The organism is Streptomyces sp. NPDC034037, from assembly GCF_055575715.1.
In genome coordinates, this window is sequence record NZ_JBVISC010000001.1 from 841,421 (window position 1) to 864,562 (window position 23,142).

The following is a 23,142-nucleotide window of genomic DNA, read 5'->3' on the forward strand; positions in this document are numbered from 1 at the left end:
CGACGGTAGGCACCGCGGCGACATTGTGTTGATCTTGGTCAATTCCGGGGGATTACCCGGCAGTTGTGGATAACTCCGTCACCCGCACGAAGGAAATCACCCTCTCATCGCGAGGGGACCAGCCCCTCATCGCGGGGAGACCACTGCCCCCAGCAGCCCGGGGCCCGTGTGCGCGCCGATCACCGCGCCCACCTCGCTGACGTGCAGCTCCCCCAGGCCGGGCAGCCGCTCCCGGAGGCGGTCCGCGAGGGCCGCCGCCCGGTCCGGCGCCGCCAGGTGGTGCACCGCGACGTCGACCCGGCCCGTCCCGGCTCGTTCGACGACGATCTCCTCCAGGCGGGCGATCGCCTTCGACGCCGTACGCACCTTCTCCAGCATGTCGATGCGGCCGCCGTCCAGCTTCAGGATGGGCTTCACGGCGAGCGCGGAGCCCAGCAGCGCCTGCGCGGCGCCGATGCGGCCGCCCCTGCGCAGATAGTCGAGGGTGTCGACGTAGAAGTACGCGGACGTGGCCGCGGCGCGCTTCTCGGCCGCCGCCACGGTCTCCTCCACCGAGTCGCCCGCCTCCGCGGCCTGTGCCGCCGCGAGGGCGCAGAAGCCGAGGGCCATCGCGACCATGCCGGTGTCCACCACCCGCACCGGCACCGGCGCGTCCTTCGCCGCGAGGACCGCGGCGTCGTACGTACCGGAGAACTCGGCGGACAGGTGCAGCGAGACGATGGCCGTGGCGCCGCCCTCGGCGACCTCGCGGTATGTCTCGGCGAAGACCTGGGGGCTCGGCCGGGAGGTGGTCACCGACTTCCGCTTCTGCAGGGCGAGGGCGAGGGAGCGGGCGGAGATCTCGGTGCCCTCCTCCAGCGCCTGGTCACCCAGGACCACGGTCAGGGGCACCGCGGTGATGCCGTGCCGCTCCATCGTCCGCTGCGGCAGGTAGGCCGTGGAATCCGTGACGATCGCGACATGGCGGGACATGAGCTGGAGGTTACCCGCCTGGACCACCGGGCGGCAGCCCGGCCCCCGATCCCCCTGGCTCGCCCCGTCCACCCGGTTTCCCGGGGGCACCCGGCGTCACGGGCGGTTCAGGTCGTGCTCTCGGGCTTGGCCTTCTTCTCCCACGGATAGGTGGGCCTCGCGGCGGGCGGCGTGATCGCGGGCCGCGCCGCCTCCCCGGGCTCCGGCGCCGCGGGCTCGGACCAGGACTGCTCGGTGTCCTTGGCGGGCTGCGCCGGGGGCTCGGGCCAGGCGGCCGCGGCCCGCGTCGGCGCCGGACCGGTGGTCCAGTGCCGCAGGGCGCCCGCCTCCATGTCGATCTGTGTGCTCAGCGCGTCCAGGTCGTCGTCGGCGAACCGGTGGGCGCGGTCGCGCGCCGACCACCGCAGCGAGTCGGCCGCCTTGACGATCCGCTCCGTGCGCTCCCGCAGGCCCGGGAGCCGCTCGGCCGTGGCGGCCTTGTCCGGGTCGCGCTCCAGGCGGCGCAGCTCGCCGTCCAGCTCGTGCCCATGGGCGCTGAGCCGGTCGAAGAGCCCGAGGGACTCCTTCAGGGAGGCGTCCTCGACCGCGCCCGCCCGCAGGACGTCCTGGGTGGCCCGCATCGAGGAGCGCAAGGACAGGCGCAGCTGGGCCAGTTCGCCCGCGGTGCCCGGCTGGGCGAAGCTCTTCGCGCGCAGGGTGGTGTCCTCCACCGTGCGGCGGGCCTCGGAGATGGTGCGGTCCACGCCCCGCTTGGCCGCCTTGACGACCTTCACCGTGGCATACACCCCCACCAGCAGGAACAGCACGACGAGCAGCGCCACGATCACACCCACGGCTTCCACATGACGCCCCTCTCCGAGTCCGGTCCCGCCCGCTCCGGCGGCGGTCCCTCCACCGTAAACGGAGAAGGCAGGTCGGAGGTTCCATCGGAACCCCCAACCTGCCCGTAAGGGAAGACCCCTATGCGCTACGCGGGAACGATGTTCACCAGCTTCGGCGCCCGCACGATCACCTTGCGGATGCCCGCGCCGTCCAGCGCGGCGACGACCTTCTCGTCGGCCAGGGCCACCTTCTCCAGCTCCTCGTCGGAGATCGACGGGGAGACCTCCAGGCGCGCCTTGACCTTGCCCTTGATCTGCACGACGCAGGTCACGGACTCGTCCACGACGTAGGCCGGGTCGGCGACCGGGAAGTCCTGGTGGACGACGGAGTCGCTGTGGCCCAGCTTGCGCCACAGCTCCTCGGCGATGTGCGGGGCCAGCGGCGCGATCAGCAGCACCAGGCGCTCGGCGACGGACCTCGGTACCGCCCCGCTCGCCTTCGTCAGGTGGTTGTTCAGCTCGGTGATCTTGGCGATGGCGGTGTTGAACCGCATGCCGTCCAGGTCCTGGCGCACGCCGTCGATCGCCTTGTGCAGGGCGCGCAGGGTGGCCTCGTCGACGTCCGTCTCGGCGACGTCCGCGACGGTGACCTCGCCGGTCGCCTCGTCGACGATCAGGCGCCACAGGCGCTGCAGCAGGCGGTACTGGCCGACGACCGCGCGGGTGTCCCAGGGGCGCGACACGTCCAGGGGGCCCATCGCCATCTCGTACAGCCGCAGGGTGTCCGCGCCGTACTCGGCGCAGATCTCGTCCGGCGTGACGGCGTTCTTCAGGGACTTGCCCATCTTGCCCAGCTCGCGCTTGACCTGCTCGCCCGCGAAGAAGAACTGCCCGTCGCGCTCCTCGACCTCGGCGGCCGGCACCGGGAAGCCGCGGCTGTCCCGGTAGACGTAGGCCTGGATCATGCCCTGGTTGTACAGCTTGTGGAAGGGCTCGGCGGAGGAGATGTGCCCCAGGTCGAACAGCACCTTGGACCAGAAGCGCGCGTACAGCAGGTGCAGCACGGCGTGTTCGGCGCCGCCCACGTACAGGTCGACGCCACCGGTGGGCTGTCCCTCGCGCGGGCCCATCCAGTACTGCTCGACGGCGGGGTCGACCAGCTGCCGGTCGTTGCCCGGGTCCAGGTAGCGCAGCTCGTACCAGCACGAACCGGCCCAGTTGGGCATGGTGTTGGTCTCGCGGCGGTACTTCTTGGGGCCGTCGCCCAGGTCCAGGGTGACGTTGACCCAGTCCTCGTTGCGGGACAGCGGGGTCTCCGGGGAGGTGTCCGCGTCGTCCGGGTCGAAGGTGCGCGGCGAGTAGTCGTCGACCTCCGGCAGCTCCAGGGGCAGCATCGACTCGGGCAGCGAGTGGGCGATGCCGTCCGCGTCGTAGACGATCGGGAAGGGCTCGCCCCAGTAGCGCTGGCGGCTGAACAGCCAGTCGCGCAGGCGGAAGTTGACGGTGCCCTCGCCGATGCCGCGGGTGGCCAGCCAGCCGGTGATGCGGGCCTTGGCGCCCGTGACGTCCAGGCCGTCCAGGGAGACCTCCTCGTTCGAGGAGTTGATCAGCTTCGCCTCGTAGGAGGAGAAGGCGTCGTCCCAGGCGCTGGTGTCGGTGCCGCGGCCGTCCGAGGGCTCCACCACGCAGCGCATGGGCAGGTGGAAGGCGCGCGCGAAGGCGAAGTCACGGCTGTCGTGCGCCGGGACGGCCATGATCGCGCCGGTGCCGTAGCCCATCAGGACGTAGTCGGCGATGAAGACCGGGACCTGCTCGCCGCTGACCGGGTTGGTGGCGTAGACGCCGGTGAAGACGCCGGTCTTCTCCTTGGCGTCGGCCTGGCGCTCCACGTCGGACTTGGAGGCGGCGAAGGCGCGGTACTTGGCGACGGCCTCGGCCGGTGTGGCGTGGCCGCCGGTCCACACCTCGTGGGTGCCCTCGGGCCAGGCCGCGGGGACGACCTTGTCGACCAGCTCGTGCTCGGGCGCCAGGACCATGTAGGTCGCGCCGAACAGGGTGTCCTGGCGGGTGGTGAAGACGGTGATGGCGTCGCCCTCGGTGCCCACGGGGAAGTTCACGCGGGCGCCTTCGGAGCGGCCGATCCAGTTGCGCTGCTGCAGCTTGATGGCCTCGGGCCAGTCCAGCGCGTCCAGGTCGTCCAGCAGGCGGTCGGCGTACGCGGTGATACGCATGTTCCACTGGCGCAGCTTGGCCTTGAAGACGGGGAAGTTGCCGCGCTCGGAGCGGCCGTCGGCGGTGACCTCCTCGTTGGCCAGGACGGTGCCCAGGCCCGGGCACCAGTTGACGGGCGCGTCGGAGGCGTAGGCCAGGCGGTACTGGCTCAGTACGTCGGCGCGCTCGGCGGCGTTCAGCTCGCTCCACGCGCGCGTGGAGCCAGGAACCACGCGATCACCGCTGTCGAACTGTGCGACCAGGTCGGCGATCGGGCGGGCCTTCTTGGCGTCGGCGTCGTACCAGGAGTTGAAGATCTGGACGAAGATCCACTGGGTCCACTTGTAGTAGTCCGGGTCGATCGTCGCGAACGAACGCCGCTTGTCGTGGCCCAGGCCCAGGGCGCGCAGCTGGGCCTTCATGTTCTCGATGTTGGCCTCGGTGGAGACCCGGGGGTGGGTGCCCGTCTGCACGGCGTACTGCTCGGCGGGCAGGCCGAAGGCGTCGAAGCCGAGGGTGTGCAGGACGTTGTGCCCGGTCATGCGCTGGAAGCGGGCGAAGACGTCCGTGGCGATGTACCCCAGGGGGTGGCCCACGTGCAGGCCCGCTCCGGAGGGGTACGGGAACATGTCCATGACGAACTTCTTGGGCTTGGCCGCCAGAGCGGCCTCGGCCTCGTCGCGCGCGGCCAGCTCACCGCTCGGGTTCGGCGCCTCGTAGGTGCCCTCGGCGTCCCAGAAGTCCTGCCAGCGTGCCTCGATGTCAGCGGCCAGAGCGGCCGTGTAGCGGTGCGGCGCGGCCACCTCGGAGGCGGCGGCAGAATTCGTTTCGCTCATGATCCTCAAAGCTCCATCGATCGTCTCTGCCTGCGGAATTGACCGTGTGGGTCAAACAAAAATGCCCCTCGCACAGGAGGGGACGCCGCGCCGATGCCGACCGCGATTCAGCGGCGGTCGGGAGTGATCAGCGCGGCCCGCCAAGCAGAAGGCGTACGGCACGCATGGCGTCAGGGTACCGCAGCCCTCCCGCGGCCCGCGACGAGCCGGCGGGCGGGGTGGCGCGGGTCTGCGGGCGGGGTTGCGCGGGCCGGCGGGCGGGGCGCCGGACTGCCGCGCCCGCGACCTTTGGCCAATGATTACTCCGCGTACCGCCCACTATCGGGGCAACACCACGAGCACATGACCCTTTGATAACAACGCAATAACTCAAACCTCGTACCCACCGGTATGGAGCGACTTAGCATGCGGCGGGACCGAACCTTTCGGAGCCGCCCCCATGAACTCATCGCACCCTCATCGCCGCAGCCGTCTGCTCGGCGCCGGAGCACTGCTGCTGATACCCCTGCTCGTCCTCGCGGGCAGTGACGGCTTCCGGGCCGCCCTGGACTTCACCACCGGCGTCCTGTGCCTGGTCTCCCTCACCGCGGCCGTGGTGTGGGGCCTGGTCGCCACCGACCGCCTCTTCCTGCGCTCGCGCCAGCGGCTGCTCGCCCAGGCCGTGCACCGGGCCACGGCGGTCGCCTCCGTCGGCTTCCTGCTGCTCCACGGCACCGTCAAGGTCGCCCTGGACCATGTGCCGCTCCTCGGCGCCCTGGTGCCCTTCGGACTGGGCGTCACCGGCGGCGCCGGGCTCATCGGCCTCGGCTCCCTCGCGGGGCTGCTCATGGTGGTCACAGGGGTCACCGGCGCCCTGCGCAGCGCCTTCGCCTCCCCCGCGCGGGTCGCCTCGCGCTGGCGGGCGCTGCACACGCTGGCCTACCCCGCCTGGTGCGCGGCGCTCGTCCACGGCCTGTACGCGGGCCGGCCGCCGAAGCCGTGGGTGATCACCATGTACTGCCTGTGCCTCGTCGCCGTCGCCGGGGCCGTGGCCCTGCGCGCGGCACCACCGCCCGTCAAGCGGGAGGTCGCCGCCCGCCTCCTGGCCCTGCTCGAACCGGAGCGCGGCACCCCGCCGCCCCCGGGCCATCCTCCCGTACGAGGCCCCCTGTTCCCGCCGCTGCCCGACGCGAGCCCCGAGCGCGCCCCCGCCCCCGGTCCCGTCGCCGGCATCTGGGCGGCCTACCGGGCGCTGACCGAGCCCGCGCGCCCCGCCGGCCCCCCGCCACCGCGCGCGGAACCCGCGGAGCGCTGGCCCACCCCCTGCCCGCCCCCGCCCGCGCAGGCCCCGTACATCCCCCCGCAGCCCGCGTACGACACGGCGCGGTGGCCCCGCCACGACTCCGGGTGCGACAGCGGCCCCGCCACCGAGCCGCTGCCCCGGCCCTATCAGGCCCCCAGCACGGGCGAGCCCTGGAACGCCGCCACCGGAGGCCACCCGTGAACGCGCCGCTGCCCGACGTCCCCGAGGTCCGCGTCGTCGGCCTCCCCCTGCTCACCTCGGGTTTCGACCTCGTCGAACGCCTGGACCTGACCATGCACCTGAAGGTGCACGGCCCCCTGGAGCCGATGGCGGGCGAACCGCTCGCCCGCCTCGCCGAGCACATCGCGCTGCGCGGCCGCGGCGGCGCCGGGTTCCCGTTCGCCCGCAAGCTGCGGGCCGTCGCCGAGGCGGCGATACGCCGCGGGGTGCGCCCCGTGGTGGTCGTCAACGGCAGCGAGGACGAACCCGCCTGCCGCAAGGACACCGTCCTCATCAACCGCGCCCCGCACCTCATCCTGGACGGCGCCCTGCTCGCCGCGGAGGCCCTCGGCGCCCGCACCCTCGTCATCGGCGTGACCCGCGACTCCACCGAGGCCTCGATGCACGCCGCCCTCGCCGAGCGCGGCCTCGGCAACCGGCGCGGCTCGGCCCTGCGCGCGCGGGTGCAGCGCAATCCGGTGCGCATGGTCACCGGCGAGTCCTCCGCCCTCGTCCGCTCGGCCGACGGCGGCCCCCCGCTGCCGCCCGGCCGCAAGGTGCGTACGTCCGACTCCGGGGTCGGCGGCGCGCCCACGCTGCTCTCCAACGCGGAGACCTTCGCCCAGCTCGCCGTGGCCGCGCGGATCGGCGCCGACCGCTACGGCCGCACCGGGCTGCGCGAGGAGCCCGGCACGGTCCTGCTCACCCTCTCCGGAGCGGTCGCCCGGCCGATGGTCGTGGAGGTCCCCACCGGAGTGCCCCTGCGGTACGTCCTCCAGCTCGCCGGCACCCCGCCGCTCCCCCAGGGCGTGCTGACGGGCGGCTATCACGGCAAGTGGCTGGACAGTGTCACCGCGCACGACGCGGTCGTCTCGCGCGCCGGCCTGGAGGCCTGCGGCGGGACGCTGGGGGCGGGCGCGATCCTGCCGATCGGCGAGGGCACCTGCCCGCTCGGCGAGTCCCTGCGGGTCGCCCACTGGCTGGCCGGGGAGAGCGCCGGGCAGTGCGGTCCCTGCTACCTCGGCCTGCCCGCGGCGGCCCGCGGCCTCGCGGACGTGCTCCAGGGGGGCGGGCCGACCGCCCTGGAGGCGCTGCGCGAGGTGACCCGGGCCGTGAAGCGGCGCGGGGCGTGCAAGCACCCCGACGGCTCCGCGGCCTTCCTGGAGTCCACGATCGCGGCGTTCACGGACGACCTCGCGGCACATGTCCTGGGGGACGGTTGCGGCCGCCCCGTCGAGGGCGTCCTGCCGCTCCAGGCCGAGGCTCCCCCGGTCACGGCGCCCAGCGGGCGCAAGCTGGCCGTCGACTGGACCCTGTGCGAGGGGCACGGGCTGTGCGCGGACATCGTCCCGGAGCTGATCCAGCTCGGCCCGGACGGCTTCCCCTCCGTGGCGGAGGCCTCCGTACCGCGCTACTCCGAGGCACGTGCCTCGCGCGCGGTGCGCCGCTGCCCGGCGCTCGCCCTGCGCATCGAGGAGGACCCGAAGGCGGCGCCCCCTGCCCGGCCCTCTCCGCCCGCCGCGCTCCCGCCCGGCCGGGGCCGGCGGGCGCTCGGCAGCGGGCGGCAGTGAGCGGCAGTGAGCGGCAGTGAGCGGCGGAGAAAGCGCCGGAAACGAGAAGTGGGCCACCCGATCCGGGTGGCCCACTCTCATCTGCTGTGGAGCTAAGGAGAATTGAACTCCTGACCTCCTGCATGCCATGCAGGCGCTCTACCAACTGAGCTATAGCCCCTTGCTGCGTCCGCCCGGTTTCCCCGGCGGCTCCGCCAACATTACACGGTCATACCCGTGCTCCACCAAATCGTTTCCGGTCTGGACCGATACCGCCCGATAAGGCCGGTACTGTCAGCCTGCGTGACCGTGATCGCGTTCGCCGCCACCCGCCGCCGCGTCCCGCTGGCCGCCGGGGCCTGCCTGCTCTCCTTCACGGCCTTCTGGCTCGCGCAGCGCGCCGCCGATGTCTCGATGATCGACCTCATGGTCTACCGCGCCGAGGGCGAGACGGCGCGCGCGGGCGGTGACCTCTACGCGCTGCGCACCACCGAAGCCCATCTGCCGACCACCTACCCGCCGTTCGCGGCGCTCCTGTTCACGCCGCTGACCCTCCTGGAGATCCCGGACATGCGCGCCCTGGCGACCCTGGGCAACCTGTTCCTCCTGTGGGCGTTCGTCGCCCTGTCCCTGCGGCTCGTCGAGGAGGGCGGCCACGCGCGCGTGGAGCACGTCCGCGCGGAGAGCGCCCTGTGGGTGTCGGCGGCCGCCGTCTGGTGCGAGCCCGTGTGGACGACGCTGCGCTACGGACAGATCAACCTGCTGCTCGCCGTCCTCGTCCTGTGGGACCTGTCCCGGCGGCCCGGGCACCGCTGGACGGGGGCGGGCATCGGCATCGCCGCGGCGGTCAAACTCACCCCCGGCCTCTTCGCGGTGTTCCTGCTGCTGACCGGGGCCGCGCAGGCACTGCGGCGCGGCGGGTGGCGGCCCCCGGTACGGCACGCGTGCGTGGCGGTCGTCTCGTTCGCCGGTGCGACGCTCCTCGCGGGGGTCGTCCTGCCCCGCGACTCGTGGCGGTTCTGGACCCGGATGGTCTTCGAGGCGGGCCGGGTCGGGCTCGTGGAGGACACCGCCAACCAGTCGCTGCGGGGTGTCCTCGCGCGGCTCCTGCACACCACCGAGCCCGGCGTCTGGTGGATGGTGTCGGCGGCGGCGTGCGGTGCGCTCGGCCTCGGCGTCGCGGTGGCCGCCGCGCTGCGCGGGGAGCGGGCCCGGGCCACGCTGTCCTGCGCGGCGACGGCGCTCCTGGTGAGCCCGGTGTCGTGGTCGCACCACTGGGTGTGGTGCGTGCCGATGGTGCTGCTCCTGGGGACCGAGGCGGCCCGCCGGGGCGGCCGGGTCCGCTGGACGGGCGCCGGAGCCGTCTTACTCGTCTTCTGCTCGTACGCCCTGTGGTGGGTGCCGCACGGAGCCGGTCGACTCGAACTCGGCCAGAATTATGGCCAGATGACGCTGTCCGCCCTCTACGGAGTGACCGCTTTGGGGTTTTTGCTGACCGAGGTCACGCGGTGGCGAACGAGTAGAACCGCTTGAGGGTGCAGTGCTCGTCGAGCAACCGGCCGTAGATCGGCTCCCCTTCGAGCTCCCGGTAGGTCTCGATGGGGTCGCCTTTTATGATCAGCGCGCGGGCGCATTCCTCGCACCAGTACTGGTACTCGGCGTTGACCGGCTCCATGTCGCGGACGATCGGTGTGCCACTGCCGCACCAGTCGCATTTCCGCCTGTGTGCACCCATCGATCAGCTCCAGCTGTGGCCGCAGGCGGTACAGACGTAACTGACCCCGCCGTTGTCACCGAGTACTTGGGCGACGTGGGCCGAGCCGCAGGAAGGACACTTGAGGAGCGTTCGGAGCGCGGCACGGCCTCGTGTCGCCGCCGCGTCGAAGAGGCGGTCGACCTCTTCGAGGATGCTCGCAGGCATCGCGCTCTCCCTCCCTCGGGCTGCGTCCCCTTCCGGCCGTTTGATTCTGCCACGCTCCGAGCGGGCCGGTCAGCGACGCCTTCGTACCAGTCCGGACACGGCACCGACGCCGAGAGGCCGGCGAGCGCGTGGCGGCACAACAGAAAATCCCGCCCCCTGACGGGGACGGGATTTCCGAACTGTGGAGCTAAGGAGAATTGAACTCCTGACCTCCTGCATGCCATGCAGGCGCTCTACCAACTGAGCTATAGCCCCTTGCCCCACGCGGATCGAGCCGCGTGGTGTCCCGGCCCGCTCTGCGGGCCGAACAAGAAGAACTTTAGCCTGCGACCAGCCGGAATGTGAAATCCGGGTCCGGTGCCCGCCCGACCGGGCGGCCGAGCGGTCCGCGGGCGCTCAGTCGTCGTCGCCGAGCACCGGCTCCGGCAGCGTGCCGGCGTTGTGCTCGAGCAGGCGCCAGCCGCGCGCGCCCTGGCCGAGGACCGACCAGCAGCAGTTGGAGAGACCCCCGAGCCCTTCCCAGTGGAGGGACTCCAGACCGAGGAGGCGACCGATCGTGGTGCGGATGGTGCCGCCGTGGCTGACCACGACCAGCGTGCCGTTGTCGGGCAGCTTGTCCGCGTGGCGCAGCACGACGGGCGCGGCGCGGTCGGCGACCTCGGTCTCCAGCTCGCCGCCACCCCGGCGCACCGACTCGCCGCGCTTCCACGCGGCGTACTGCTCGCCGAAGCGGGCGATGATCTCGTCGTGCGTCAGGCCCTGCCACGCACCGGCGTACGTCTCCCGCAGGCCCTCCTCGTACGTGACGGGGAGGCCGGTGACGGCGGCCAGCTCGCTCGCGGTGGCCGCCGCCCGCTTGAGGTCGGACGCGATGATCGCGTCCGGCTTCAAGGAGGCGAGCAGCCGGGCGGCGCGCCTGGCCTGGTGGACACCCGTGTCGGTCAGCTCGATGTCCGTGGAGCCCTGGAAGCGGCGCTCAAGGTTCCAGGCCGTCTGGCCGTGCCGCCACAGGATGATCCGGCAGCCGCGGTTGTTCACCGAAGCTCACCGTCCAGGTCAGCCTCCTCGGCCCGCTGCTGCTCGGCGTGCTGGGCGGCCTTGCCGCGGGTCGCCTTCGCCTCCTCGGGCAGGTCGATCTCGGGGCAGTCCTTCCACAGGCGCTCGAGCGCGTAGAAGACGCGCTCCTCGCTGTGCTGGACGTGCACGACGATGTCGACGTAGTCGAGGAGGATCCAGCGGGCGTCGCGGTCGCCCTCACGGCGGACCGGCTTGGCGCCGAGCTGCTTGTTCAGCTGCTCCTCGATCTCGTCGACGATCGACTTGACCTGGCGGTCGTTGGGCGCGGAGGCGAGCAGGAAGGCGTCCGTGATGGAGAGCACGTCGCTGACGTCGTACGCGATGATGTCGTGCGCGAGCTTGTCGGCAGCCGCCTGGGCGGCGACGTTGATGAGCTCGGTGGAGCGGTCCGTGGCGGTCACTGGTGAGCTTTCCTTCAGATGGTCAAGACACCCCCAGGGTCTCACGGACCGCCGCCCCCGCCCCAGACGATTGCGTCACCGCCTCCGCGACCCACGCTCTCACCTCGTCGCGTAGTCCTGTCCGAGGATCACGGAGACGTCGGCGTTCGCCGTGGTGCGGCCCTTGCGGACGGCGCCGGTGGGCAGGCCCAGGGTCTTGGCGACCTCGGTGGCCTGCGCCTTCCGCGCCGCGTCGGCGTAGGTGACCCGGGAGGCGGTCCTGGCGGCGGAGCCCGCGCCGCCGTCGACGAAGGTGTAGCCGCCGTTGACCAGGGAGATCCGGGCCTCCTGCGCCGCGCCCTTGGCACCGGAGGCGTTCGTGACGGCGACCCGGACGGCCGCGCCCTGCTCGGGGCTCTTCACCGCGCCGCCGAGGATGTCCTTGACCACCCGGTCGCCGGCCTGGTCGGCGAGGGTGCCGTCCGCCCGTACGGGGAGCAGCGTCGTCTTGTAGTCGCCGCCCTTCGCGCGTTCGGCGAGCTTGGCGAGGAAGGCGCCGAGGTCCTTCTCCTTCAGCGAGGGGTCGAGGATCTGGGTGAGCGACTCCACGGTGGTCGTGGCCGCCTGCGGGTCGGAGGAGAGCTTGCGCAGGACCCCCTGCATGACCTGGCCGAAGCGGGCGAGCTGCGCGCTCTCGCTCTCGCCGGACGCGCGGTAGGTGGCGTAGGCGACGGCCATCGGCCCGCTCAGGGTCTGCCGCTCGCCCTTCTTCACCAGGGGCGCCTCGCCATTCCCGGCCTTCGGGTCGGGCACGTCGGTGTCGGTGTCGACGTCGATGTTGCCGACGAGCTCCACGAGGTTGTCCAGATACGGGGTGTCCAGGCGCCAGGTGCCCTCGACCTCGGTGCCGAGGACCGTGTCGATGGCCTCCCTGGTGCCCGTCGAGCCGTCGTCGTCGACGGACTTGCCGAGCGTCGTGGCGCTGCCGTTGTCGTCCGAGACGGACAGGGAGTTCGGGAGCAGGACGGTGGCGCCCTGGCCGGTGGTGGTGTTGTTCACCAGGAGCGCGGTGGAGGTGCCGCCGGCCTTGGTGTTGTGCAGGTGCAGGACGATCACGTCGCGCTTCTGCGGTCCGCCCGCGCCCGCGGCGCCGTCCTCGCCGCCCGACCGGCCCGGCAGCAGGCCCGCGAACCAGAGGTAACCGACGCCGCCGGCGACGACCAGGGCGAGGACCACGGCGAGCGCGACGACGCGGGAGCGTCCACGCCGCTTGGCCTCCTCGCGCCGCTCGGTGCGGCTCTCGGTGAACTTCAGCCAGTCGATGACGTCTTCGGAGTCCTCGTCGGGCTCCTCGATGAACGAGAACTGCTCGGTCTTGTAGTCCGGCTGCGACGCCGTCCGCGGCTGCGGCTCTGACTCCGGCTCCGGTTCCGGTTCGGGCGGAAGGTCCTGCGGGGGCTGCTGGGCCTGCGGTTGCTGCTGCTGAGGGACCCAGGCGGTGTTGTCGTACGAGGTCGCGGCGGGGGCCTGCGCGTCGTACGCCTGCTGCTGCGCGCCGGCGTACGGGTCGTACCCGTACCCCTGGTACTGCTGGGGCACCTGCGGCTGCTGAGGCGCCTGGTACTGCTCGGGCGCTTGAGACTGCTGGGGCACCTGGGGCTGCTGCCTGTGCTGCTGCCTGTGCTGCTGCCCCTGCGGCTGCCGCACCAGCTGATACACCGGCTGCCCGTACTCGTCGTACCCGACGACCTCGTACTGATCGACCCCGTACTGGTCGGCCCCGTACGGGTCGCCCCCGTACTGGGCACCCCCGTACTGGTCGGCCGCGTACGCACCCCCGTACTCGCCCGCATACGGGTCGCCGCCCGCATAAGGGTCGTACTGTCGGTCGTTCACCGGTGGTGCCCCTCTCGGCTCATTCGCCGCGGTACAGCTCGCGCTTGTCGATGTAACGCACCACGCCGTCCGGCACGAGGTACCAGACAGGATCGCCCTTGGCGACCCGCGCGCGGCAGTCCGTGGACGAAATGGCCAGGGCCGGCACCTCCACCAGGGAGACACCGCCCTTGGGGAGGCCGGGGTCGGCCAGGGTGTGGCCGGGCCGGGTCACACCGATGAAGTGCGCGAGGGAGAACAGCTCTTCCGTGTCCCGCCAGGTGAGGATCTGGCCGAGGGCGTCGGCGCCCGTGATGAAGAAGAGGTCCGTCTGCGGATTGAGGGCCCGCAGGTCCCGCAGCGTGTCCGTGGTGTACGTCGCCCCGCCGCGGTCGATGTCGATGCGGCTCACGGAGAACTGCGGGTTCTCCGCGGTCGCGATGACCGTCATCAGATAACGGTCCTCGGCCGGGGACACCCGCTTGTCGCTCTTCTGCCACGGCTGCCCGGTCGGCACGAACACCACCTCGTCCAGGTGGAACTGCGCGGCGACCTCACTGGCCGCCACGAGGTGTCCGTGGTGGATCGGGTCGAACGTGCCGCCCATGACGCCGAGGCGGCGCTTGCCGTTGCTCACCGGACCGGTCCCCGGAAAGTTCTCCGGACCGGTAGGCATGTCCTGCTCTCCCATGCGTGCAGACCCTACCGGCCCGGCCGAGGGGCCCCGCTCCGGTCCCGCCGGTTCCCGGGGTCGCGGCGGTCCCGGCGGTTCCTAGCGGTCCCGGTTGAAGCGCGTGGTGATCCACAGGAGCAGCAGGAGGGCGGCGAACGCGCCGCCACCGGTCAGGAGGGGGCTGAGGCTTTCGTGGTTGCCACCGTGCTCGCCGCCCTCGGAGGCGAGAGTGACCAGCTGGGCGGCGGTGCTGTGGAGGCTCATCTCAGGCAGGACCTATCCGGGGGTGGGATGGACGTAAGGACTTCCGGGCCATCGTATGCGGGGGCCCGGCTCCGGCTCACGCCGACTCAGCTCTCGCGGCCGTCGCCGCCGTCTCGCGGGCCCCGCCCGTCGCCCCGATGGCCCTGCTCGCCGCCGGGCCCGCCCGGCTGGTCCTCGTCCCCGCCCCGGCGGTACCCGCGCAGCAGGAACCACCCCACGAGGACGCACCCGACGACCATGACGATCAGCACGATCCGCAGCAGATTGCCGGCTCCCTGCTGCTCGGCGGCCTTGGCCGCCTCCGTGAACCAGGCTGCCCCGGCGTTGTGCTCCATGACGGAAGACTCCTTCTGTGCGCTGCCCTGTCACGGTATCTCCGCCTAGGCTGGGCCCCACCTCGGGGGCATGAGGAGGATCAGACATGGGGGAATCGGCATGACCGACGGCAACCACCACGACACCGGCGCGCGCGGCGAGGGCCACGAGCGCGTGCCGGGCCGGCAGCGCAGGCGTTTCCCCGGCATCTCCTCGCGGGCCTACGAGCATCCGGCGGACCGCTCGGCCCTGGTGGCCCTGCGCAAGCTCAGCGGTTTCGACACGGTCTTCAAGGCGCTCAGCGGTCTGCTGCCCGAGCGGAGCCTGCGGCTGCTGTTCCTCTCGGACTCCGTGCGGGTCTCCGACGCGCAGTTCGCCCACCTCAACACCATGCTGCGGGACGCCTGTTACATCCTGGACCTGGAGAAGGTCCCGCCGATGTACGTCAACCAGGACCCCAATCCCAACGCGATGTGCATCGGCCTGGACGAGCCGATCATCGTCGTGACCACCGGCCTCGTGGAGCTGCTGGACGAGGAGGAGATGCGGGCGGTCGTCGGCCACGAGGTGGGGCACGCCTTGTCCGGCCATTCGGTGTACCGCACGGTCCTGCTGTTCCTGACCAACCTCGCGCTGAAGGTCGCGTGGATCCCGCTGGGCAATGTCGCGATCATGGCGATCGTGACGGCGCTGCGGGAGTGGTTCCGCAAGTCGGAGCTGTCCGCCGACCGCGCGGGCCTGCTGGTCGGCCAGGACATCAAGGCCTCCATGCGCGGCCTGATGAAGCTCGCGGGCGGCAACCACCTGCACGAGATGAACGTGGACGCGTTCCTGGAGCAGGCCGAGGAGTACGAGGCCGGGGGCGACCTGCGCGATTCGGTCCTGAAGATCCTGAACGTCCTGCCGCGCACGCACCCGTTCGCCACGGTGCGCGCCGCCGAGCTGAAGAAGTGGGCCGAGTCCCGCGACTTCCAGCGGATCGTGGACGGGCACTACCCGCGCCGCGACGAGGACAAGGACACCTCGGTCTCCGACTCCTTCCGGCAGTCGGCAGCCGCGTACGCGGACGACGTGCGCAGCAGCAAGGACCCGCTGATGAAGCTGGTCAGCGACCTCGCGGGCGGCGCGGGGGACCTGGGCGGCAAGCTGCGCGGGAAGTTCACGGGGCAGGGCGGCCAGGACACCGACCGCCCCTCGCCGGACAAGTAGGGCGCCGGACCCGGGCGTCCACCGGGGGTCGGTCAGAGCGAGGGCTGGGCGGCGGCCGCCAGCGAGCCGCACAGCGCCGTCACCCGCCCGGTGGCGTACGGGTCGGTGCCGGCCGGGCCACCCGCCTTCGCCCGCTCCCCGGCGAGCAGCGGCCGCAGCTGGTTCGCCGAGTCGGCCGCGCAGGTGAGCGGCCCGGCCTGGGTCGTGGAGGCGGCCAGCTCGGCCCGGTGCGTCCGCAGGTCGTCGCGGTCGAAGCGGAAGTGCAGCTCACGCCGGACGGTGAACAGGGACGCCTTGGCCCCGCCCGTGCCCAGGGGCCGCAGCGCGTAGACGAAGGTGTGGTCCGCGCTCACCTCCAGGGTGTCGCGGTCCGTCTCGGCGAGCCGCAGCGTGCCCCGGACCCTGACCTGCTGATCGGCGAGCTTGGTCCTCGTCGGGTCGAACCGCACCAGCCAGCCGGTCGGCGCGTGCCGCCCGTCGGCGGCCGGCCGGGTGAAGCTCTGGTCGAACTGCCCGAACTGCCGCGGGTCGAGGAGCATCCGCACGGAGCGCGGTGAGCCGCCGGTGAGCGTGGCGGGGTCGAGGGAGGAGGCGACCAGGTAGTCCTTGGCGGTGGTCAGGGCGGCCGTCACCTGACTGTCCGAGAAGTGCGCGGTGCGGTGCGCGTCGGGCACCTCGATGCCGCCCGCGCCCGCCCGCAGGCGCCCGGCGGGGCTGTGCGCGTACAGCTCGGCGACCTTCGCGGAGCCGGGCACACGGCCCTGCGGGGCGAGCGGGATCACGGTCATCCGCAGTGACTCGGAGCGCTTGGGCCCAGGGCCCTGGTAGGGGTGGCGGATGCCCATGAAGATCGCCGTGCCGAAGGCCAGGGCGATCAGGACGACGAGGAGGGCGGCCTGCCGGGACAGGCCGCGGTGGAGCACCGGGATGCGGCGCACGGCGCGCGTGTGGTCGCCCATGCGCTCCCGCGCGGAGAACTCCTGCAGGCGCGCAGCCCGTACGAACGACTCGTCGAAGACGACCGAGCCGTACTCGTCCTCACCGCCGCCGGGAGCGCCCTCGGGGGCTCCGGCGGGTGGCTCTGCCGGCCCGCCCATACCTTCAGAGTAGGTCGGCGGGCGGCCGGGTAAACGCCCCACCGCACATCGGGTTCCGCCCCGGGCTCACGGGGTGCGGGGCTCCGCCGGGACGGCCGGACGGCCGAATTCCGCCGGGGCCGAGGAGGTCGAGGTCAGCTCCTTCCCGGCGGTGTCGGCGGTCGGCCCCCTTCCGGTGGAGGCGGGGGCCGGCACGTGGTCCTGGCGCTCCGAGGAGGCTCCCCGGTAGACCGCGGCGAAGGCCAGGGCGACCATGCCGACGCCCAGCAGGAGGGCGAGCACCCAGGCGACGGGGCGGTGCCAGCGGGCCGGGTGGCGGCCGGGGCGGCCGTAGCCGTCGGGGTCGTCGGCGTCGTCGATGTGGGCGTCGTCGAAGTCGTCGGGGCCGTACCCGGTGCCGTCGTGGAGGCCGAGGACGTCGTCGTAGAAGTCGTCGTCCGCCGTGTCGTGGCCCGGGCGGCGGGGGCGGCCCCGGCGCGCTTCCGCCTCGGAGGCCTCGGCGCGCGCCTGGGCGGCGGCCAACAGCCGCTCCACGGCCGACGGTTCATGGATCGCAGCGGCCCGGACGAAGTCCTCGTCGAAGACCACGGAGGCGAACTCTTCGTCCGCGCCCCCGCGGTCGCGCTCGTCGTCGGGCTCCCGGCCGTCAGGGAACGACGGCGTGCCCCCCACGTCCTCCGGCACCCTTCCAGCCTAGACCTGGAAGGGGCAATTTGGGCAGGGCGCAAGGGAATTCGGCGTGCGCGGATCTCACCGCACGTGGCCGTCGCCCGTCACGATGTACTTGGTGGAGGTCAGCTCGGGCAGTCCCATCGGGCCGCGCGCGTGCAGCTTCTGCGTGGAGATGCCGATCTCGGCGCCGAAGCCGAACTGCCCGCCGTCGGTGAAGCGCGTCGAGGCGTTGACGGCGACCGTCGTGGAGTCCACGAGCTGCGTGAAGCGGCGCGCGGCCTGCTGGGAGGTGGTGACGATGGCCTCGGTGTGTCCCGAGGTCCACAGCCGGATGTGCTCGACGGCCTGCTCCAGGGTGTCCACGACGGCGGCGGCGATGTCGTAGGAGAGGTACTCGGTCTCCCAGTCCTCGGTGGTGGCGGGCACGACGGTGGCCTTCGTCGCGTCGCCGTACGCGAGGACGCGCTCGTCGGCGTGGACGGTGACGCCGGCCTCCGCGAGGGCGTCCAGGGCGCACGGCAGGAACGCGTCGGCGATGTCCTTGTGCACCAGCAGGGTCTCGGCGGCGTTGCAGACGCTGGGGCGCTGCGCCTTGGAGTTGATCAGGATGTCGACGGCCATGTCGATGTCGGCCGCCGCGTCCACGTAGACGTGGCAGTTGCCTGTGCCGGTCTCGATGACCGGGACGGTGGACTCCTCGACGACGGTCTTGATGAGCGAGGCGCCGCCGCGCGGGATGAGCACGTCCACGAGGCCGCGGGCGCGCATCAGCTCCCGCACGGAGTCGCGGCTCTCGCCCGGCACCAGCTGGACGGCGTCGGCGGGCAGCCCGGCGCCGTGCACCGCGTCGCGCAGGACGCGCACCAGCGCGGTGTTCGACTCGTACGCCGACGACGAGCCCCGCAGGAGCACGGCGTTGCCGGACTTCAGGCACAGGACGGCGGCGTCCACGGTGACGTTCGGGCGGGCCTCGTAGATGATCCCGACGACGCCGAGGGGGACGCGGACCTGGCGCAGGTCGATGCCGTTGGGGAGCGTGGAGCCGCGGACGACCTCGCCGACCGGGTCGGGCAGGGCGGCCACGTCCCGCACGTCGGCGGCGATGGCGCGGACCCGCTCGGGGGTGAGGGTGAGCCGGTCGACGATCGCCTCGTCGGTCCCGGCCTCGCGGGCGCGCGCGACGTCCTTGGCGTTGGCCTCGACGATCTCGGCGGTCCGCACCTCCACGGCGTCGGCGATGGCGAGCAGCGCGTCGTCCTTGGTGGCGCGCGGGAGCGGCGCCAGCGTGGCGGCGGCGCCGCGGGCGCGGTAGGCGGCCCGCGCGACCGGGGAGAGGTTGTCGTAGGGCGAGACGGGAGAGAGCGACGTCATGCCCGCAGGGTAAACCCCGCGCGGGGAGCGTCCACCCGGTGTTCCAGTGGCCGAGACCGGCTGTCCGGGGCCGGTGGCGGCTCAGAAGGGGTGCACGCCCACCGGAGTGGCCGGAAGCGGCCCGTACCCCTCGGCGATCCGCTGGTGGTAGGTCTCCCGGTCGATCACCTCGAGCCCCACGATCTCCCAGGCCGGCAACCGCGCGCTCTGCCGGTGCTCGCCCCACAGCCGCAGCGCGACCGCGGCGGCGTCGTGCAGATCGCGGGCCTCTTCCCAGTAACGGATCTCGGCGTGGTCCGGCGCGTAGCGGCTCGTGAGGAGGAAGGGGTGGTCGTGGGCGAGCTGCTCCAGGCCCCGGCGCAGCTCGTCCAGCGGCGTCTGGGCGCCGGAGACGCTCAGGGTGACGTGCCACAGCCGGGGCAGCTGCGCCGGCTCGCTCTCGCCGCTCTCGCGCGCCTGCCCCTCGTGCCCGGCGGCCGCCTCGCCGTCGTACGCCTCGCCCGCGGCGACGCTCGTCAGCGCCCGCCCGGCCGACCCGCGGGACGCCGCCCCAGGGCGCACTCGTCTCACGACGGCCTCCTTTACGCAGTGTCGGTGCGGCCACGCAACGGTCGTACGGAACTGTCTTCCACAGAGTTGAGCAGGCCAAGGGGCCCCGCGGGGCGGTTTTGGGGAGTTTCACCTCGCGCGGGCCGCCCGGCGGGGGCCGCGTCCGATCGTTTTCGGCCGGGGACGGGTGCGCTCCCTGGGGCGCGTGGTCGGACGGGACCTGGGTCTTCGCCGGCGTTATCCGTGGAGCAGGACGAGGTCGTCCCGGTGCACGACCTCGCGCTCGTACGCGGGTCCGAGGTCCCGGGCGAGGTCGTGCGTGGAGCGGCCGAGGAGCCGCGGGAGCTCCCTGGCGTCGAAGTTCACCAGGCCGCGCGCTACGGCCCGCCCCCGGGCGTCGCGCAGCTCGACCGGGTCACCGGCCGAGAAGTCGCCCTCGACCGCCGCGATGCCCGCGGGGAGCAGCGATTTGCGGCCCTCGACGACCGCGCGCACCGCCCCGTCGTCGAGCGTGAGCGCGCCGCGCGGCTCGGAGGCGTGCTGGAGCCACAGGAGCCGGTCGGCGGAGCGGCGGCCCGTGCGGTGGAAGTAGGTGCCCGTGGCGCGGCCCGCGAGGGCGTCGCCGGCCTGGCTGGCGGAGGTCAGCACGACCGGGATGCCGGCCGCGGCGGCGATCCGCGCGGCCTCGACCTTGGTGACCATGCCGCCGGTGCCCACGCCCGCCTTGCCCGCGCTGCCGATCTGGACGTGCGCTATGTCGGCGGGGCCCGTGACCTCGGCGATCCTGGAGGTGCCGGGTTTCGCGGGGTCACCGTCGTACAGGCCGTCGACGTCGGAGAGCAGGACGAGCAGGTCGGCGTGGACGAGGTGGGCGACGAGGGCCGCGAGGCGGTCGTTGTCGCCGAAGCGGATCTCGTCGGTCGCCACCGTGTCGTTCTCGTTGACCACGGGCAGCGCGCCCATCGCGAGCAGCTGGTCCAGGGTGCGGGACGCGTTGCGGTGGTGGGCGCGGCGGGCCATGTCGTCCGAGGTGAGGAGCACCTGGCCGACGCGTACGCCGTAGCGGGCGAAAGAGGCGGTGTAGCGGGCCACGAGGAGCCCCTGTCCGACGCTGGCGGCCGCCTGCTGGCGGGCCAGGTCCTTGGGGCGCCGTCCGAGGCCCAGCGGGGCGAGCCCCGCGGCGATGGCGCCGGAGGAGACCAGGACGATCTCGCGCGCACCGCCCGCGCGGCTCTTGGCCAGTACGTCGACGAGGGCGTCGACGCGGTCGGCGTCCAGCCCTCCCGAGGCGGTGGTCAGGGACGACGACCCGACCTTGACGACGACCCGCTGGGCCTCTGCCACCGACTGCCTTGCCGCTGTCACGCGCTTCCCCACATCGTCCCGACGTCCCGGATCTGCAATCTACGTGAGGACCCGGAGGGCGCGCGCACCCGTTTCGCGGAGCGGACCCGGGTGTCCGAGGGGCCGCGAGGGGAAAAACGGCCCTGGGGTTCCGTCTTCTTTGCCCCCATATCCGGTGATTGATATCACGCAAGATTGCTAGGGAGCCACCGCGCGTCATACGGTCAGTGGTCGACTTCGACTTCCCCCTCCATTTCCTCACCATCCCCGCCAGGAGCCCACGCCCGTGCCCTCTGCCGGACTCGTCCCTCGACGCATCGTGCAGCTCTCCGCGCTGTTCACGATGCTCGCGCTCTTCACGGCCCAGCTCGTGAGCGCGCTGCTCCCCTGCGTCCCGGTGTTCATCGCCGCGGCCGCCGCGAACCTCGCGCTCGACATCTATCTGCAGTACAAGCAGCCGGGCCTCCTGTCGCTCCTCGGCAAGATCCGTTTCGACGTCACCGTCCGCCAGCTCCTGCGCGACATGCTGGTGCTGGTGGGTCTGCTGCGCATAGACGGCATCGAGCCGCTGGCCGAGCAGTCGCCGCTGACGATCGCACTGCTCGCCTTCTACGCCCTGCACTTCGGCTGCCAGGCCGTCGCCGTGCTGGTGCGCCGCGCCCGCGCGCTGCCCATCGTCACGCGCAACATCGACGCCTCGGCGCTGCACCTGACGGCCGCCCCGCCGCGGCTCCTCTACCGTCGCCAGGCCCACCGCCTGCTGACATTCTCGGTGCCCGCGACCGTGGGCCTGCTGCTCACCGCGGCCACCACGGACGCGCTCTGGGGCGGCCTCGGTCTCGGCGTCTCGATCGCGCTGATCGGCGGCGGGGCGCTGTACCTCGCCACGTGGCTGCTGCCCAAGAAGCGGGCGAAGAACGATGAGCGGGTCCTGGAGTGGCTCGACCAGTGGCTGGCCGAGTACAAGCCGACCGTCGCCATGTACTTCTCGGGCGGCACCACGTCCGCGTACCAGGCGAACATGTGGCTCTCCACGCTCTCCAAGCTCGACGGCAAGCCGCTGATCGTGCTGCGCGAGCGGTTCATGGTGCAGAAGATCGACGCCACCGACGTCCCGATCATCTGCTTCCCGAAGGTCGCGACGATGTTCTCCCTGGAGACCTCGACGCTGAAGATGATGCTGCACCCGGCGAACGCCGCGAAGACCTCGCAGGTGCTGCGCATCCCGACGATCAAGCACGCCTTCATCAACCACGGCGAGAGCGACAAGCTGTCGTCCTGCAACCCGTACGCGAAGGCCTACGACGAGGTCTGGGTGGCCGGTCCCGCGGCCCGCGACCGCTACCAGCTCGCGGACATCGGCGTCGACGACAAGGACGTCGTGGAGGTGGGCCGCCCGCAGCTCTCCCCGATCCTGCCGTTCTCCGGCGCGCCCACGGGCCCGTACACGACCGTGCTGTACGCCCCCACCTGGGAGGGCTGGGACGGCAACCCCGGCAACACCTCGGTCGTCCTGGCCGGTGAGAACATCGTCCGCGAACTCCTCGCCGACCCGGGCGTGCGCCTGCTCTACAAGCCGCACCCGATGACCGGCTCCCAGGACCCGCGCGCCGGCGCGGCCAACGAGCGCATCAAGGCGATGATCCTCGCGGCCAATACCAAGCGCTCCGGTACCCGCCCCGGCCCCGAGGTCGCCGCCGAGCTGGAGCGCCGCACGGCCGCCCTGGACGAACTCACCGCCCGCAAGTTCCGCAAAAGCGCGGACGAGCAGGAGCGGATGATGCTCCAGGGCACACCGGACGGCGACGCGCAGGCCGCGGTGGCCGAGGCGACGGCCGCGTGGGAGACCGCCTTCTGGGCGTCCTTCCCCGAGTGGGAGCACCAGATCATCACGGGCGCGCGCCCGGCGATCTTCTCCTGCTTCAACCAGGCGGACCTGCTGATCAGCGATGTCTCCTCGGTCGTCTCGGACTGGCTGAGCAGCGAGAAGCCGTACGCCGTCGCCAACACGGCCGGCATGTCGGAGGCCGAGTTCCGCGCGAGCTTCCCGACGGTGTCCGCGGCGACGATCCTCGCCCCCGAGGCGGACGGCGTGGCGGCCCTCCTGAAGTCCGTGCGCGCCCCGGAGCTGGACGTCCACGCCGAGGCCCGCGCCGAGCTGAAGGAGCACCTCCTCGGCCCCTCGGACCCGCCGTCGCTGACCCGCTTCAACGCCGCGGCCCTGGCCCTGTGCGCCAAGTCCGACGCCCGCCGCGCCCGCATGGCCTCTCGCATCGACGCGGACATCCCCGGCCAGCGCGTCGCGGAGGAGGCGGCGGAGGAGACGGCGCAGGATCCCTCGGAGTCCAACGGCGCGGAGGACTCGGTCTCCGCGTGAGCGTCCCCGCCTGACGTACGGGTCCGACGCGCACACGATTCGACGCGCACATGAGAAGGGCCCCGGAGCTTTCGCTCCGGGGCCCTTCTCATGTGCCAGTGAAAACCTGCTGCTGCCAGGGGGAAAC

General features: G+C 72.4%; 21 protein-coding genes and 2 tRNA genes. 5 read left to right on the forward strand and 18 right to left on the reverse strand.

Annotation, left to right across the window (positions count from 1 at the left end; translation table 11 throughout):
• Positions 1-126 precede the first annotated feature (126 nt).
• The 3 genes from ACZ516_RS03815 to leuS all read right to left on the reverse strand — a co-directional run bounded on the left by ACZ516_RS03815 (position 127) and on the right by leuS (position 4,840).
• Positions 127-972, reverse strand: coding sequence for a DegV family protein (locus ACZ516_RS03815; protein WP_469008309.1), 846 nt, complete (start codon positions 970-972; stop codon positions 127-129).
• A 107-nt stretch (positions 973-1,079) separates the two neighbouring features.
• Positions 1,080-1,814, reverse strand: a complete 735-nt coding sequence (locus ACZ516_RS03820; protein ID WP_469008310.1) for a hypothetical protein — start codon at positions 1,812-1,814, stop codon at positions 1,080-1,082.
• 125 nt (positions 1,815-1,939) lie between these two features.
• Positions 1,940-4,840, reverse strand: coding sequence for a leucine--tRNA ligase (gene leuS / locus ACZ516_RS03825; RefSeq protein ID WP_469008312.1), 2,901 nt, complete (start codon positions 4,838-4,840; stop codon positions 1,940-1,942).
• Positions 4,841-5,279: 439 nt separating this feature from the next.
• On the opposite strand from leuS, the gene ACZ516_RS03830 reads away from it, so the two are divergent.
• Positions 5,280-6,323, forward strand: a complete 1,044-nt coding sequence (locus ACZ516_RS03830) for a hypothetical protein (protein ID WP_469008313.1) — start codon at positions 5,280-5,282, stop codon at positions 6,321-6,323.
• Positions 6,320-7,912 (forward strand): NADH-ubiquinone oxidoreductase-F iron-sulfur binding region domain-containing protein, encoded by a 1,593-nt coding sequence (locus ACZ516_RS03835; RefSeq protein ID WP_469008315.1) that lies wholly within the window; start codon positions 6,320-6,322, stop codon positions 7,910-7,912. The genes ACZ516_RS03830 and ACZ516_RS03835 overlap by 4 nt, the downstream gene beginning before the upstream one ends.
• A gap of 87 nt (positions 7,913-7,999) precedes the next feature.
• On the opposite strand, the gene ACZ516_RS03840 is transcribed toward ACZ516_RS03835, so the two are convergent.
• Positions 8,000-8,072: transfer RNA gene (locus tag ACZ516_RS03840), tRNA-Ala, on the reverse strand.
• A gap of 122 nt (positions 8,073-8,194) precedes the next feature.
• Here ACZ516_RS03840 and ACZ516_RS03845 point away from each other — a divergent pair.
• Positions 8,195-9,424: a glycosyltransferase 87 family protein gene (locus ACZ516_RS03845; protein WP_469008316.1), complete on the forward strand. Its 1,230-nt coding sequence runs from the start codon at positions 8,195-8,197 to the stop codon at positions 9,422-9,424.
• Here ACZ516_RS03845 and ACZ516_RS03850 read toward each other — a convergent pair.
• The 9 genes from ACZ516_RS03850 to ACZ516_RS03890 form a co-directional block, all read right to left on the reverse strand.
• Positions 9,393-9,626, reverse strand: a complete 234-nt coding sequence (locus ACZ516_RS03850; protein WP_358586772.1) for a hypothetical protein — start codon at positions 9,624-9,626, stop codon at positions 9,393-9,395. The two genes, ACZ516_RS03845 and ACZ516_RS03850, sit on opposite strands and share 32 nt — an antisense overlap.
• A 3-nt stretch (positions 9,627-9,629) precedes the next feature.
• Positions 9,630-9,812 (reverse strand): hypothetical protein, encoded by a 183-nt coding sequence (locus tag ACZ516_RS03855; RefSeq protein ID WP_358586770.1) that lies wholly within the window; start codon positions 9,810-9,812, stop codon positions 9,630-9,632.
• Between the two features lie 182 nt (positions 9,813-9,994).
• Positions 9,995-10,067, reverse strand: a tRNA-Ala gene (locus ACZ516_RS03860).
• Positions 10,068-10,208: 141 nt separating this feature from the next.
• Positions 10,209-10,850 (reverse strand): histidine phosphatase family protein, encoded by a 642-nt coding sequence (locus ACZ516_RS03865; protein ID WP_358586769.1) that lies wholly within the window; start codon positions 10,848-10,850, stop codon positions 10,209-10,211.
• Positions 10,847-11,290 carry a ribosome silencing factor gene (rsfS, locus tag ACZ516_RS03870; protein WP_358586766.1) on the reverse strand — a complete coding sequence of 148 codons (444 nt, stop codon included), beginning with the start codon at positions 11,288-11,290 and terminating at the stop codon, positions 10,847-10,849. The genes ACZ516_RS03865 and rsfS overlap by 4 nt, the downstream gene beginning before the upstream one ends.
• 99 nt (positions 11,291-11,389) lie before the next feature.
• A complete protein-coding gene (locus ACZ516_RS03875; RefSeq protein ID WP_469008318.1) occupies positions 11,390-13,165 on the reverse strand; it encodes an LCP family protein in 1,776 nt (591 codons plus the stop codon).
• A gap of 19 nt (positions 13,166-13,184) precedes the next feature.
• Entirely contained in the window at positions 13,185-13,835 is a 651-nt protein-coding gene (gene nadD / locus ACZ516_RS03880) for a nicotinate-nucleotide adenylyltransferase (protein WP_358586763.1), read from the reverse strand.
• Between the two features lie 81 nt (positions 13,836-13,916).
• Complete coding sequence (locus tag ACZ516_RS03885) at positions 13,917-14,081, reverse strand: hypothetical protein (RefSeq protein WP_358586761.1); 165 nt, start codon at positions 14,079-14,081, stop codon at positions 13,917-13,919.
• Positions 14,082-14,167: 86 nt separating this feature from the next.
• Positions 14,168-14,416, reverse strand: a complete 249-nt coding sequence (locus tag ACZ516_RS03890; RefSeq protein ID WP_358586775.1) for a hypothetical protein — start codon at positions 14,414-14,416, stop codon at positions 14,168-14,170.
• 100 nt (positions 14,417-14,516) lie between these two features.
• On the opposite strand from ACZ516_RS03890, the gene ACZ516_RS03895 reads away from it, so the two are divergent.
• Positions 14,517-15,605: a M48 family metallopeptidase gene (locus ACZ516_RS03895; protein WP_469008319.1), complete on the forward strand. Its 1,089-nt coding sequence runs from the start codon at positions 14,517-14,519 to the stop codon at positions 15,603-15,605.
• Between the two features lie 32 nt (positions 15,606-15,637).
• Here the strand turns inward: ACZ516_RS03895 and ACZ516_RS03900 are convergent, their stop codons facing one another.
• From ACZ516_RS03900 to proB, 5 genes are all read right to left on the reverse strand, one after another.
• Positions 15,638-16,702, reverse strand: a complete 1,065-nt coding sequence (locus tag ACZ516_RS03900) for an SCO2583 family membrane protein (protein WP_469008320.1) — start codon at positions 16,700-16,702, stop codon at positions 15,638-15,640.
• Between the two features lie 66 nt (positions 16,703-16,768).
• Complete coding sequence (locus tag ACZ516_RS03905; RefSeq protein ID WP_469008321.1) at positions 16,769-17,386, reverse strand: SCO2584 family spore wall biosynthesis protein; 618 nt, start codon at positions 17,384-17,386, stop codon at positions 16,769-16,771.
• A 66-nt stretch (positions 17,387-17,452) separates the two neighbouring features.
• Entirely contained in the window at positions 17,453-18,745 is a 1,293-nt protein-coding gene (locus tag ACZ516_RS03910; RefSeq protein ID WP_469008323.1) for a glutamate-5-semialdehyde dehydrogenase, read from the reverse strand.
• 81 nt (positions 18,746-18,826) lie between these two features.
• Entirely contained in the window at positions 18,827-19,315 is a 489-nt protein-coding gene (locus ACZ516_RS03915) for a hypothetical protein (RefSeq protein ID WP_361075622.1), read from the reverse strand.
• Between the two features lie 216 nt (positions 19,316-19,531).
• Positions 19,532-20,659 (reverse strand): glutamate 5-kinase, encoded by a 1,128-nt coding sequence (proB, locus tag ACZ516_RS03920; RefSeq protein WP_469008324.1) that lies wholly within the window; start codon positions 20,657-20,659, stop codon positions 19,532-19,534.
• A gap of 265 nt (positions 20,660-20,924) precedes the next feature.
• On the opposite strand from proB, the gene ACZ516_RS03925 reads away from it, so the two are divergent.
• The gene (locus tag ACZ516_RS03925) at positions 20,925-23,015 is read left to right on the forward strand and encodes a hypothetical protein (protein WP_361075625.1); all 2,091 of its coding nucleotides are present in this window, start codon (positions 20,925-20,927) and stop codon (positions 23,013-23,015) included.
• Positions 23,016-23,142 lie beyond the last annotated feature (127 nt).

Coding starts and splice junctions, on each gene's coding strand:
- ACZ516_RS03850 (WP_358586772.1), bottom strand. CDS start 9,626: ATGGGTGCACACAGGCGGAAATGCGACTGGTGCGGCAGTGGCACACCG.
- ACZ516_RS03830 (WP_469008313.1), top strand. CDS start 5,280: ATGAACTCATCGCACCCTCATCGCCGCAGCCGTCTGCTCGGCGCCGGA.
- nadD (WP_358586763.1), bottom strand. CDS start 13,835: ATGGGAGAGCAGGACATGCCTACCGGTCCGGAGAACTTTCCGGGGACC.
- ACZ516_RS03895 (WP_469008319.1), top strand. CDS start 14,517: ATGACCGACGGCAACCACCACGACACCGGCGCGCGCGGCGAGGGCCAC.
- leuS (WP_469008312.1), bottom strand. CDS start 4,840: ATGAGCGAAACGAATTCTGCCGCCGCCTCCGAGGTGGCCGCGCCGCAC.
- ACZ516_RS03855 (WP_358586770.1), bottom strand. CDS start 9,812: ATGCCTGCGAGCATCCTCGAAGAGGTCGACCGCCTCTTCGACGCGGCG.
- ACZ516_RS03910 (WP_469008323.1), bottom strand. CDS start 18,745: ATGACGTCGCTCTCTCCCGTCTCGCCCTACGACAACCTCTCCCCGGTC.
- ACZ516_RS03900 (WP_469008320.1), bottom strand. CDS start 16,702: ATGGGCGGGCCGGCAGAGCCACCCGCCGGAGCCCCCGAGGGCGCTCCC.
- ACZ516_RS03890 (WP_358586775.1), bottom strand. CDS start 14,416: ATGGAGCACAACGCCGGGGCAGCCTGGTTCACGGAGGCGGCCAAGGCC.
- ACZ516_RS03815 (WP_469008309.1), bottom strand. CDS start 972: ATGTCCCGCCATGTCGCGATCGTCACGGATTCCACGGCCTACCTGCCG.
- ACZ516_RS03885 (WP_358586761.1), bottom strand. CDS start 14,081: ATGAGCCTCCACAGCACCGCCGCCCAGCTGGTCACTCTCGCCTCCGAG.